A 13,422-nucleotide genomic window follows, 5' to 3' on the forward strand; every position below is an offset into this window, starting at 1 on the left:
GCCGTTAAAAAAGTTTATAGTCCCTTAATCCTTTTTTATAGGCCTTCAAAAACATTTATAGTCCCTTGAAAAATGGTTATAGGCTTTTCGCCAAATATCGAAATCGTCAAAAGGACAGGTGCTCTCGTTGCCCCTGTCCTTTCTCTATTAAAACTCCTACCCAACAATTCTATCTCTATGCTTTCTGTGACTGAAATTGGTCTTCTTCTGTAGATCCTCTTAGGGCCGTTGTGGAAGCTGTGCCGCCTGAAACAAGCTGTGTTACTTCGTCAAAGTAGCCTGTTCCTACTTCGCGCTGGTGGCGTGTTGCCGTGTATCCGTCGATTTCACTATCAAACTCTCTTTGCTGAAGCTCAGAATAAGCACCCATGCCTCTTGACTTGTAGCCTTTTGCCAGTTCAAACATGCTGTGGTTCAGTGCGTGGAAACCAGCCAACGTTACGAACTGGAACTTGTAGCCCATTGCCGCAAGCTGCTGCTGGAACGTTTCAATCGTCGCGTCATCCAGCTTCTTTTTCCAGTTAAAAGAAGGTGAACAGTTGTAAGCTAATAGTTTACCAGGGAACTGCTCGTGGATTGCATCGGCAAAACGCTGCGCTTGCTCCAAGTTTGGTTCACTCGTCTCACACCAGATTAAATCTGCATATGGCGCATACGCAAGACCTCGCGCGATCGCTTGATCAAGACCAGCATTCGTACGGTAAAAGCCTTCAGCCGTTCGCTCACCTGTAATGAATGCGCGGTCAACAGGATCGATATCACTCGTTATCAAGTCTGCAGCATCCGCATCGGTACGCGCGATTAAGACAGTTGGCGTGCCCATAACATCAGCCGCAAGACGCGCTGAGATTAAGTTGCGCACCGCTGTTTGTGTCGGCAGTAATACTTTCCCACCTAGGTGACCGCATTTTTTCTCAGAAGATAATTGATCTTCAAAGTGAACAGCAGACGCACCAGATTCAATCATGCCTTTCATCAGTTCGAATACGTTTAACTGTCCACCGAAACCAGCTTCTGCATCGGCAACGATCGGGAGGAAGTAATCGACCTCATTTCCGCCTTCCATATGCTGAATCTGATCGGCGCGCTGAAGTGCAGAGTTGATGCGTTTTACCACGTGTGGCACGGAGTTTGCTGGGTACAAACTTTGGTCAGGATACATGTTTCCTGAAAGGTTGGCATCAGCTGCAACTTGCCAACCGCTTAAGTATACGGCTTTCAGACCTGCCTTTGCTTGCTGAACCGCCTGATTGCCTGTTAGTGCACCTAAAGCGTTTACATATGTTTCATTTTGAAGCAGATCCCAGAATTTTTCCGCACCCTTTTTTGCAAGTGTATGTTCAATATCAATGGATCCTCGCAAGCGAATAACCTCTTCAGCTGTATAGGGACGCTGAACTCCTGACCAGCGCTCTTCGTTTTGCCACATTTCCTGTAATTTCTCCACACGTGATTGTTTCATTTGTTTCTCTCCTTAAAGTTTTGGATTTTTTATTGTTGATTTCAAAAATGTGTAGCTTTAATTTTGCATGAGGAAGAGGTTACAACACCTCATACCCTCGATTGGTTAAGAAATCCTGAAAATCATCATCACGAATCAGTTCATCAAACAACCCGACAGCCTCCATAAAGCGGCCTGAGTTGAATGAGTCTTCATTCATTTGCTGTTTCAACTTTTGAACTTCCTGCAGTTTTAGTTCCTCTACCAGCTCGAATGTAACTTTGCGGCCATCGCTTAAAATGCCTTTAGGGTGTCGGATCCATTGCCATACTTGGGCTCTTGAGATCTCTGCTGTTGCTGCATCTTCCATAAGGTGGTTGATCGGTGCAGCACCTTTTCCTCTAAGCCATGATGCAATGTATTGAATGCCGACACTGATGTTGACGCGCAAGCCTTCCTCAGTAATTTCGCCCTCTGGTACAGCCACTAAATCATCAGCCGTTACGACCACATCTTCACGCTTTCGGTCGATCTGGTTCGGCTCTGGCATGATGCGATCAAACACTTCCATCGCAACAGGTACAAGTCCAGGGTGAGCGACCCATGTTCCGTCATGTCCATCTGATGCCTCGCGCTCTTTGTCAGCACGTACTTTTTCAAAAGCAGCTGCGTTTGCCGCCTCATCATTTTTAATCGGAATCTGCGCTGCCATTCCGCCGATCGCTGGGGCGTTCCGTTTGTGACACGTCTTGATCGCTAAGAGAGAGTATGATCTCATGAATGGTACTGTCATCGTAACGAGCGACCGGTCAGGCAGAATGACGTGTGGCTGGTTACGGAATTTCTTAATATAGCTGAAGATATAATCCCAGCGTCCGCAGTTTACACCTGCAGAGTGTTCACGCAGTTCAAATAAGATTTCATCCATTTCAAAAGCTGCGACGATTGTTTCGATTAGTACAGTTGCCTTGATTGTCCCTCTTGGAATTCCTAGCTGCTCTTGCGCGTAGATGAATACATCGTTCCAAAGGCGCGCTTCTTTATGACTTTCCATTTTAGGAAGGTAAAAATAAGGACCAGAACCTTTTTCAATGAGTGTTTTCGCGTTGTGATAAAAATAAAGTCCAAAATCTACTAAACTCCCAGACATCACTTCGTTGTCGACAACAATATGTTTTTCTTCTAAATGCCATCCGCGGGGACGTACGATCAGCGTTGCAATGTCTTTGTTCAATGTATATTTTTTGCCGTTCGGATTCTCAAAAGAGATAGTACCGTTAACGGCATCTTTCAGGTTGATCTGACCCTCTATCGTATTTTCCCAAGTAGGAGAGTTCGAATCTTCAAGGTCAGCCATAAACAGTTTGGCCCCTGAGTTAAGCGCGTTGATCACCATTTTCCGGTCAACCGGCCCTGTGATTTCCACTCGGCGGTCTTGTAGATCTTGAGGAAGAGGCGAGATGGTCCAATCACCGTTTCGGATATGTTCAGTTTCAGGTAAGAAGGTGGGCATGATTCCTGAATCAATTTCTTTTTGCTTCACTTTACGCTGTTCTAAAAGTTCTTTTCGGGTGCTGTTGAATTGAAGGTGCAATGACTTTAGAAAAAGAATGGCACCTGGGGTTAATATCTTTTCATACGCTGGGGTGATATCGCCTAACACTTGAAGATTAGAGGTTTCAATGGTCACTAATTCCACAGTCCTTTCTGAATATGTTATTAAACAGGTGCTTATATTTGTTATTGTTGTATAACAGAAGAGGTAAAAAAATTTTTACCTCTCGTGTTTGCCCATACAGCGCTCACACTCGTAAAGGTATGATTCGTGCTGCTCCTCAATCACACATCCACATTCTGTACACGTTTTATCCGGTATGTTGCGGTGAAGCTCCAAGTAATTTTTCATTTTTTGTTCCTCCTGTTTTGTTATTGTTTGATTATAATGCATTGTATTATAACAGTTTAAATATTGCAACACCTGTTTTATAACATTTTTCGTTTTTTTGTAAAATTGAGTCATTTGTCCACCTGTTTTTCCTCGTTATATCAACGATTGTCCTAGTTTAAATTTTTTTTGGAAGCTGTTGTAATACAGAAAGGTTAAAACGGGTAACATTCTATATTCTTGCCACACTAATAGTTGAAAACCAGATCTAATAAATCATTTCATAAGGCAGAAGGGATGTAGCCAAATATTGTCGAACATAAGGTGAAAATAAAAAAGAACGGGGTGCATATTCGTATAAAGATATGTACTTTTTTTGGAACTAAATCGATGAAGGGAAGAGACAGTTTAATGGTTGAGGGGAAAATCATTAGCTTTTTTCGTGAAAAGAAACAGTTAACCCAGCGTGATATCGGTATGGGGATTTGTTCAAGTTCTCATGTGAGTAAGATTGAGAGAGGACTAACTGAGTATTCAACCGAAGTTGTAAAGCTTTTGGCAGATCGGCTGCAGGTAGATTTGGAAAGGGAAAAAGAAACCTATTATACAATAAAGTCACTGCTACATCAGTGGATGGAAGCAATTTTGTTAAGACAGGAAAAGAAAGCTAAACAACTAAAACGCAAGTTAGAGGGATATGAATTACTAGAACTGCCAGAATTCCAACGGACCTATATGCTTATCCATATACGCTACAGTATGCTTTTGGGAGAGTTTTCTGATGTTCCTCTGATTATGAAAGAGACAGAGAAAGAAGAGAATCTATCAGACTTAGACGTTCATTTATTGTTACATAATAAAGCCATTTGTTTATTATATTTTGATAGAGATTATGAGGGTGCAAAAGTTCTTCTAAGACAGATCGACGACTCTATGTATCCTTACCATGAATATTATTATCATCTCGCCCTTAGCCATTATTTTCTTGGTCAGCATATCTTAGCCTATAAATACGTCAGTAAAAGTCTAGATTACTTTATGAAAACACATAATTTCTCAAGAATCATAGATGCAGAAATGCTAATTCTAATCCAACTGGAGCAGGACAGCATGACTGAATATAAAGAAGACAAGTATCAGTCACTGCTGGAAATGAGTGAAACATACGGACTGCAAGAACAGCAATCGATCATTCTTCATAACTATGCGTATCACCAGTTTGTAAATCAGCATTACCTAAAAGCAATGGACTTATATAGACGAGCAATGAGTCTGAAAGATCCTAACAGCAAAGAATATTTAGGATCATTAGAAGGATATATCCATGCTGCCTCAAAATCGTCCATTAATGCTCCAAAAAAATTACTAAAATGGGTAGAGGAGGGGTTGGAAAAAGCTAAGAAGCTTGGAGATGAGCGCAGTTTGCACTTGTTAACCCTTCATCAATTTAAAATTTTAAATCAACTAGATGATTATTATCAATATTTGGAATCAACTGCTTATCCCTACTTTTCCATAAATAATATGAAGCCACAAAAAGAGTATTACCAAATACAGCTTTACCACTATTTTGTTAAGAACGGACAAATGGAAAAAGCCAACCTCTTGTCGCGTACATGCATAGAATCTATTGAACCTAAACATCAGTATGTTTAATAACCTTCCAACTTTTTGGGAGGTTATTTTTTTGGTACAAAGAGTTGATAAAAACCCAACAGAAAAAGAGAGAAATAATTCATAAGTCCTAAAAAAACAGCTCTCACAAGTCCAGTAGGACGAAAACAAAGCAAAAACCGGGACGAATAGACAATAAAAACCCCGATAGTCAGTTAATAATTTTTGAGCTTACAATGAAGAAACAACAAAGACATAGCGTGGAAACTTTGAAACTATTACTACAGGGGGAAAAATAATGAAGAAGAGCAGTATGTTAAAGCCTGTTGCACTTGCATTATCAACTGTCATACTAGCATCACCTATTTTAGGAAATGCAAGTACCCAACCACCGGTAAATGTTTTAAATAATCAAGAAGAGGCTCTAAAACAGCTTATTGAATCAGAAGAGAATAATGTGTCTTCTGGCCAAGGTAAACATCAAATTACACTGATCACGGGAGATGTCGTGACCGTAACCGAAATTGGTGAAGGAAAAAGTGTCATTGATGTGAAGCCAGCAAACGGAATAGAAGATCGCACAAGAATCATCACAGCAGATAATGAAACATATGTCATTCCAGAAGAAGCAATGCCTCTTGTTGCGGCAGATAAGATCGATCAAGACTTATTTAATATTACAGAATTAGTGAAGAACGGATACACCGATAAAGGAAGTACGGCTCTTCCGATGATTGTTCAGTATAAGGAGTCGAAGGTCCGTACTGCCTCAAGTGCAAACCTTCCTAAAGCGCCTGAGGGTTCAAGAAGGACAAAGGTTCTTGAAAGCATTCGAGCTGCTGCCGTGTCAGTAGATAAATCTCAGGCAAAAAAGCTATGGAATGCTGTAACAGATCAAGTGGTTCAAGAAGACGCGAGTGAGAATGAACGTACAGAGGTTATATTGGACCAAGAAATTGAAAAGATTTGGCTAGACGGAAAAGTAGAAGCGAGTCTTGAACAAAGCGTTACCCAAGTGGGAGCTCCAACGGCATGGAATCTTGGTATTGATGGGACAGGAGTAAAGGTTGCTGTCTTGGATACAGGAATTGACCCGAATCATCCGGACATAGCCGGTAAAATTAAGGATAGCAAGAGCTTTGTGCCAGGTGAGAATATCTTAGACTACAATTCTCACGGTACACATGTTGCTTCGACAGTACTTGGTACAGGTGCAGCTTCAAATGGAAAAAATAAGGGTGTTGCGCCAGGAGCTGAGTTGCTCGTAGGTAAAGTTTTAGCAAACAATGGATCTGGGTTAAATTCTTGGATTATCGACGGAATGGAATGGGCTGCTCAAAATGCCGATATCGTCAATATGAGTTTAGGAAGCCAACAGCCAAGCGATGGAACAGATCCCATGTCACAAGCCTTAAATAAAATTACAGAAGAAACGGGAACGCTGTTTGTTGTTGCGGCGGGTAATAACGGATCGGAAGGATCAATAGGGGCACCAGGTGCTGCAGATAAAGCACTTACCATTGGAGCAGTATCAAAAACAGATACAATCGCGTCGTTTACTTCAAAAGGACCTCGGATCGGAGACAGTGGATTAAAACCAGATATGTCTGCTCCGGGTGTTGGAATCATTGCAGCCCGTTCACAGTATTCAAGCGGTCAAGGAGCTTATAAATCACTGAACGGGACTTCAATGGCAACCCCTCACGTAGCAGGAGCTGCTGCCATTCTTAAGCAGAAGCATCCGAATTGGACAAAGGAAGACATAAAAGAAGCGCTTATGAGTAACACAAAAAAATTAAAATATGTGCCTTATGAAGTAGGAACTGGACGACTAGATATCCCTGCATCCTTAGGTGAGGTACGTGCTACAGGGTCCATATACTTCGGTTTTTTCGATTGGCCACATGAAGAGGAAGAAAGTGTTGAACGAACAATTACGTATACAAATGATGGTGATAAACCAATCACGTTAGATCTGACGGCTGAATTGCTGGATAAAAGCGGCAAACCTGCTCCAGCTGAGATCCTCCAGCTATCTGACAATCAAGTAACTATACCAGCGAAGGGGAAAGCTTCCATCAAGGTAGAAGCAGCGGTGAACCTGGTATCACCAGGAGCTACCCTCCAAGGACATATCTACGCTAAAGCGGATGGTAAACCAGTTGTTCACACTTCCATGAGCTTGGTTAAAGAAGGCGAGCTTTACTCGATGAAGATCCGTCCGATTGATCGTGATGGCTCACCAAACTTAGCGTATGTCACGCTTTACTCCCCTAAGCTCGGGCCGAAATTTTATACAGTTAATGGAGAAAGAGAACTCCGTCTTCCTCCAGATACGTACACAGTTACTTCCTTAATGGATGTAGATACAAAGACAGATCAGTCTGGTGTAGCTTTTGTCGGAAATCCTGAAGTAAAGCTGACAAAGGACACGGTCATAGAACTCGATGCCCGAAAAGCGAATGAAGTCGTCGTCAAAGCACCTAGAGAAGCAGAGGATTCCTATCGAAGAATGGATTACACTCGTGTATTTAAGCAAGGTGGTGTTGGAGAACAATGGACACTCCCAGTGGTACACGATAAAGTATACGCTGTTCCACTTGATGGCGTTGAGGAAGGTACATTTGAATTTTCAACCCGCTGGCGTTTAGTAAAACCAGTCCTTGATATGAGGTACCGTGATCAAGTGATTGATGATCTTCCTCAAGGAGGCGTCACAAATCTTGAAGGGAACCACAATCTAAAAGTGGTGTACGCTAAAAAAGGAGCAGCTTCTGATTATGAAGGCCTAGATGTGAAAGGAAAAGCAGTAATCATAGAAAGAAGTGCAGAAGTAACCCCTAAAGAACGGGGGAAAGCTGCGATTGCAGCGGGTGTTAAATTACTTATCGTAGTAAATGACACACCGCAGGAAATCAGGGAATCCTATCTGAATAGAGAGGAATACAGCAAAAATATTCCGCTTGCTGTCACAGCTGTTTCGGGTGTGGAAGGAAAAGAGTTAATTGCAGCAGCACAAAAAGGAAATTTTGTACTTCCGGTAAAAGGTACTCCATATTCACCTTATTCCTATGACCTCATTTCCGTTTATCAGGATAAGATCCCGAATGAAACGTTGATATATGCACCAAAGGAAGAGGAATTATCGAAGGTAGATACTTCTTATCATTCAGATGACAAGAACGGAGAAGATGGAGAAGAGTGGCGCTATGATTTTCGTCCAACACGTACGGTTGATCACGTCATTGGATGGCATGCTTTAAAGTTTCCTCATAAACGGGAAGAATGGATCTCTGCTCCAGAAGGAAGCAAATGGTATCAAAAGACCGGCTTGTACAAAGGTAAAACGTACTGGGAAATGAGGGACAAGCTTGTCGATTATGATCCGGGTGACCGTTTAGAACAGCATTGGTACAAATCTGTGGTACGTCCAACATTTGGGCCTGGTTTCTTTTATCCTTATCGCCAAGGAAACATTTTCTACTTAAATGTTCCAAATTGGGGTGATGCTGATTCAGGACACGCAGGTTTTATGGATCCTGAACAGAATGAGAAAAAGTTAACACTCTATCAAGAAGATAAGTTTGTTGTGGAACAGAAAAGCCAGGCGTTGCTTTCTTATTTGTATAATCATCCAAAAGAACGAACACAATACCGCCTCGTGGGTGAAAGTTCTCGGGATGCAGAAGTCTTTAGAAGTTCTGTACGAACAAAAACGGAGTGGACGTTCTGGTCAGCATACGAAGGACCTGAGAAAACAACTGTACCCCTTCTAGAGCTAGGGTATGATGTTAAGACTGACATCTATAATCGTGTTCAAGCAAGCAGTGCAACAGAGATTGCTTTGTCTGCAGAGCATATGGAAGACGCTGTAGGAGCTGGGAAGATCGAAGGAGCAACTCTAGAAGTTTCCTTTGACGAGGGTCAGACGTGGAAAGATGTTCCGCTTACAGCAGATGGAGACAAATGGAAAGGGATTATTAAAAATCCGAATGAACCAGGGGGCTCCGTTTCTCTTCGTGCAGCTGCATGGGATGATGCCGGAAATAAAATTAATCAAGACGTCATTAAAGCGTATATTTTAAAATAATGATCCATTTGTAAACAAACCCCATTTCAACTTTGTTGGAAAGGGGTTTGTTTTTTGTTTATCTTTGTCATGTATTTGGCCAAAATGGAGAAAGGTGTAGTCATTTTAAATTATCGGAAGAAAGTATTGTATAAAAAATGGAACACTCTGGCATGATTCACCTCCCTATACTTTTCCTGTAATAAAATCAGGACAAAAGCCTAGTGTGAACATGGCGGAAGTAGGAAACATTATACCTAATACTAGAAAAAATAGGTTATAGGAGGGATGCACATGTTTGGTTTTGAAGATGTTTGGAAGTTTTTCTTTTCGTTCTTTCTCGTTCTACCGATCGTTACGTTTATACACGAAGCAGGTCATCTCTTTTTTGGAAAAATAACGGGTGGCAAAGTCCGTATCCATATAGGAACAGGAAACAGATTATTTAAAATCGGTCCTTGTAATATTCGGAAATTGTATTTTTGGGACGGTTGGTGTGAATATGAAAATCTGAAGAATCATTCACGCAGACACCTTGTTCTAGTGTATTTAGGAGGGCCGTTGTTTACGATTTTAAGCATGTTGATCGTGAACATGCTGATTTACATGAAAGTCTTTGAACCAGGTATCTTCACATACCAATTTGTGTACTTTTCCTTTTATTTCGCCTTTTTCTCGCTGATTCCGATTGAGCAAAACGGGTATCCGACAGATGGGAAAGCGGCTTGGGATGTTATTAAGAGAAAAACATTTGAAAATAACCCTCTTGGGTAATAGCGCAAACGGGCCTAGAATTAGAGGCTCTTTTTTTTGTCGGCAAATCATGCCACTTAAAGCGGCATGATTTGCCGTTTTTAGAAACACCTATCTTCTCGTTTTTGTGCAATCCTTCGTGTTATTCACTTGGCATGATCCTTGCATTATTATTTGTAAGCGATTACATAAGGAGGAGAGTTTTATGATGAAAAAATGGTTATCGGGTGCAGCTGCCCTTGTCATAGCTGGAGGTATTTTAGCAGGGTGCTCTGATTCAGCAGAAAAAGCGGGTGGGGATTCAGGTAAAAAAGACGGAATGGAAACAAAGTTTGCTACCATTGCGACTGGTGGTGCATCAGGTCCTTATAACATCATTGCTACTTCGTTAGCAGAAATGTATTCAAAAGAATATGGTGTGAATTCCAAGACTCAAACTACTGGAGCTTCTGTAGAGAACATTAACTTAATGAAACAGGAAAAAGTTGAAATGGCTTTTGTTATGAGTGATGTATTAAGTGAAGCAGTTAATGGAGAAGGAAACTTTGACAGCAAAGTGGATAATGTGCAGCAGATCGCGTCATTATATCCAAACTTCGTTCAAGTGGTTACCTCAGAAAAATCAGGCATTAACACATTCGAAGATTTAAAAGGAAAACGGATTGCTGTAGGTGCACAAAACTCAGGGGTAGAAGTGAATGCGCGTAACTTACTAAATGGTCATGGCATTTCCTATGACGATATTAAAGTGGATTATCTTGGGTATGCAGAAGCCGCAGATGCTCTTAAGGCTGGGAAGCTGGATGCTGCGTTTTTAACGAGTGGGATTCCGAATGCATCGCTTATGGAACTTGGCCAGGGATTTGATTTGAAGATCGTACCAATTGAAAAAGAAAAAATCGAAAAAATCGCCAAAGATCAACCATATTTCACATCCCAGGTCATCCCTGCAAACACTTATGGCAACAAGGAAGATGTCCCAACTGCAGCGATCATGAACGCACTGGTCGTTCGTTCTGACTTAAGTGAAAACGATGTATATTTACTAACGAAAACCTTTTTTGAGAATTTAGATGGTCTTGAGAATGCACATCAAGCTGCTAAAGATATATCAATAGAAAAAGCAGAAGAAGGGCTTATTGCTCCATTGCATCCTGGTGCTAAAAAATATTATGAGGAACAAAAGTAAAAGTAGAGTGAGGAGCACTAGATTTTTAGTGCTCTTCCTTTGCACGTTAATCCTTGTGATTCCTAAAAATGTTGTGAAGATTACGATGCCGGATCGTACGATATATGAACAAGGTTCATCCTTTGCAGTGAAATGGATTCATTCAGTGGAAAAAGAAGAATGGATTGAAATGTATCATCGCCAAGATGGCGACCTAACTCTGTATAAAACATATTTTAAGACCTTTGGGGCTGGTGTTCCATCTCAAGGGAAAGTAATAAAATCTGACAAGCCTGGGTATGTGGCGTTTGAAATGAACCGAAAGATGAAAAACATCCTTCTGGTTGTTTCAAAGAATGTACATTCATCGGTTGCTGTCAACAAACAAGAGCTTCCTCTATATCGGATGGTTCCATCTTATGAAGAAGTAAAAATTGAGAGCATTAGAATCCCAGCTGTTTTTTATTACGCAAATAAAATTTGGCTGAAAATGAGGTGAATACTGCATGAGTGAAAAGACAGTAAATGAACAGGAAATACTCGAAAAATTTGACCGGGAATCTGTAACAAGGAGAGTTAAAAATTCGAAAGTAGGATTATTTTTATCAGCATTTGCAATCATGTATTCCGTTTTCCATCTGTATAACACTTACAATCCTTTGCCTGAACTTCTGCAGCGATCTGTTCATGTAGGAATGGGGATTGCACTTGTTTTTTTAATCTATCCAGCCAGCAAAAAAGAAGACAGATCTAAAATTCCGGTTTGGGATTGGTTATTGTTCCTTCTCTCCCTTTCAACAATCGGTTATCTATTTATGGAATATGATGACATTGTTAGAACAAGAGGAGGAATTCCAAACACGCTTGATATTATGTTTGCAGGATTGACAGTGGCTCTAGTTCTTGAAGCTGCAAGAAGAATAACCGGCTGGATTCTCCCGATTTTGTCATTGATTTTTTTAGCTTATCCTTTTATCAGTCATCTGTCTTTCATGCCAGATCGCCTTCTTACCCGTCCATATGATCTTGGAGATATTTTTGGACAGCTGTATTTAAAAACAGATGGGATATTTTCTTCTGCTATTGGAGCATCTGTTACCTTTATCTTTTTATTTATTTTATTCGGGGCATTTTTAGCAAAGTCTGGAATGGGGCAATTGTTTAACGATCTTGCATTGGCACTCGCTGGCAGCAAGCAGGGCGGCCCTGCAAAGGTAGCTGTTATCTCGAGCGGCTTTATGGGCAGTATTAACGGAGCAGCTGTAGCAAACGTTGTAGGAACGGGAGCCTTTACAATCCCGCTTATGAAGAAGATCGGATATGACAAAAACTTTGCGGGTGCTGTAGAGGCAAGTGCATCGGTTGGAGGACAGATTCTACCTCCGATCATGGGGGCTAGTGCGTTCATTATGGCGGAAACAACAGGTGTTAGCTATGGCACGATTGCATTAGCTGCTCTTTTACCAGCACTTCTTTATTACCTTGGTGTTATAGCACAAGTTCATTTTAGAGCGGGCAGAAAAAACTTAAGAGGCATTCCAAAAGCAGACTTGCCTCGCGTTAAAGAAGTACTAAAAGCAAGAGGCCATCTATTACTTCCTATTTTTGCGCTCGTCTACTTTTTGTACATGTCTGTTCCGATCGGCTATGCTGCACTCTATACAATTGGTCTGACCGTTCTTGTTAGTATGTTTAGAAAAGAGACAAGAATGAGCTTATCTGACATTTTAGAAGGACTTGCTGATGGTGCGAGACAATCTCTATCCGTCATGACAGCATGTGCGGTTGTAGGAATCATTATTGGTGTGGTTAATCTTACAAGCTTTGGTACGGTGATGACGTCCTCTATCATGAGCCTTGGGCAAGGTTCATTATTACTGACACTCTTTTTTACGATGATTGCTTCTATGATTCTTGGTATGGGGTTACCGTCTATTCCATGTTATATCATTACCGCGACAATGGCGGCACCTGCACTTGCGAATTTTGATGTACCGGTACTTGTTGCGCATATGTTCGTATTTTATTTCGGTATTTTTGCAAACATTACACCGCCAGTAGCACTCGCAGCTTTTGCTGGAGCAGGAATTTCAGGCGGAGATCCGATGAAAACAGGGTTCCAATCTTTGAAACTAGCTATTGCAGGATTTATCGTTCCTTTCATGTTTGTTTATAATCCTGCGATGTTAATGATCGACACGTCTAATCTTCCGATTGGGGCGAAAGAATTTCCGCTGCCTGCTACAATAGAAGTCATTATGGTCATTTTCACATCTACACTTGGCGTCATTGCGTTAAGTGCTGCTGCAGAAGGATATTTTAAGAGAGGGATGAACGTTTGGCAAAGACTAGTTTTAGGCGGTGGCGCTCTGATGCTCATCATTCCTGAACGTATGACAGACTGGATTGGACTAGTAATTGTTGCAGTGATGTTAGGATTCCAATTTTTTGTTTCCAAAAGAGAAAATCCTTCTATTTCTGTATAATTAGGA

General features: G+C 41.2%; 9 protein-coding genes. 6 read left to right on the forward strand and 3 right to left on the reverse strand.

Going from position 1 to position 13,422, the window contains the following annotated elements; translation table 11 throughout:
- Positions 1-175 precede the first annotated feature (175 nt).
- From aceA to yhfH, 3 genes are all read right to left on the reverse strand, one after another.
- On the reverse strand, positions 176-1,462 hold the full coding sequence (gene aceA / locus AWM68_RS17775) for an isocitrate lyase (protein ID WP_066244923.1): 1,287 nt from the start codon (positions 1,460-1,462) through the stop codon (positions 176-178).
- Between the two features lie 79 nt (positions 1,463-1,541).
- Entirely contained in the window at positions 1,542-3,131 is a 1,590-nt protein-coding gene (gene aceB, locus AWM68_RS17780) for a malate synthase A (protein WP_066244924.1), read from the reverse strand.
- A gap of 84 nt (positions 3,132-3,215) precedes the next feature.
- Positions 3,216-3,347 carry a protein YhfH gene (yhfH, locus tag AWM68_RS21110; RefSeq protein ID WP_082820809.1) on the reverse strand — a complete coding sequence of 44 codons (132 nt, stop codon included), beginning with the start codon at positions 3,345-3,347 and terminating at the stop codon, positions 3,216-3,218.
- Between the two features lie 390 nt (positions 3,348-3,737).
- Here yhfH and AWM68_RS17790 point away from each other — a divergent pair, with 390 nt between their 5' ends.
- The 6 genes from AWM68_RS17790 to AWM68_RS17815 all read left to right on the forward strand — a co-directional run bounded on the left by AWM68_RS17790 (position 3,738) and on the right by AWM68_RS17815 (position 13,416).
- Positions 3,738-4,982, forward strand: a complete 1,245-nt coding sequence (locus tag AWM68_RS17790; protein WP_066244928.1) for a helix-turn-helix domain-containing protein — start codon at positions 3,738-3,740, stop codon at positions 4,980-4,982.
- A gap of 256 nt (positions 4,983-5,238) precedes the next feature.
- Positions 5,239-9,030 carry a S8 family serine peptidase gene (locus AWM68_RS17795; protein WP_082820763.1) on the forward strand — a complete coding sequence of 1,264 codons (3,792 nt, stop codon included), beginning with the start codon at positions 5,239-5,241 and terminating at the stop codon, positions 9,028-9,030.
- A gap of 273 nt (positions 9,031-9,303) precedes the next feature.
- A complete protein-coding gene (locus AWM68_RS17800) occupies positions 9,304-9,783 on the forward strand; it encodes a site-2 protease family protein (protein ID WP_066244932.1) in 480 nt (159 codons plus the stop codon).
- 184 nt (positions 9,784-9,967) lie between these two features.
- Positions 9,968-10,951, forward strand: coding sequence for a TAXI family TRAP transporter solute-binding subunit (locus tag AWM68_RS17805; RefSeq protein WP_082820764.1), 984 nt, complete (start codon positions 9,968-9,970; stop codon positions 10,949-10,951).
- A 28-nt stretch (positions 10,952-10,979) separates the two neighbouring features.
- The gene (locus AWM68_RS17810; RefSeq protein WP_066244934.1) at positions 10,980-11,429 is read left to right on the forward strand and encodes a DUF1850 domain-containing protein; all 450 of its coding nucleotides are present in this window, start codon (positions 10,980-10,982) and stop codon (positions 11,427-11,429) included.
- Between the two features lie 7 nt (positions 11,430-11,436).
- Positions 11,437-13,416 (forward strand): TRAP transporter permease, encoded by a 1,980-nt coding sequence (locus AWM68_RS17815; RefSeq protein ID WP_066244936.1) that lies wholly within the window; start codon positions 11,437-11,439, stop codon positions 13,414-13,416.
- The last annotated feature ends 6 nt before the right edge of the window (positions 13,417-13,422 follow it).

Source organism: Fictibacillus phosphorivorans (assembly GCF_001619875.1).
Taxonomy (GTDB): domain Bacteria; phylum Bacillota; class Bacilli; order Bacillales; family Fictibacillaceae; genus Fictibacillus; species Fictibacillus phosphorivorans_B.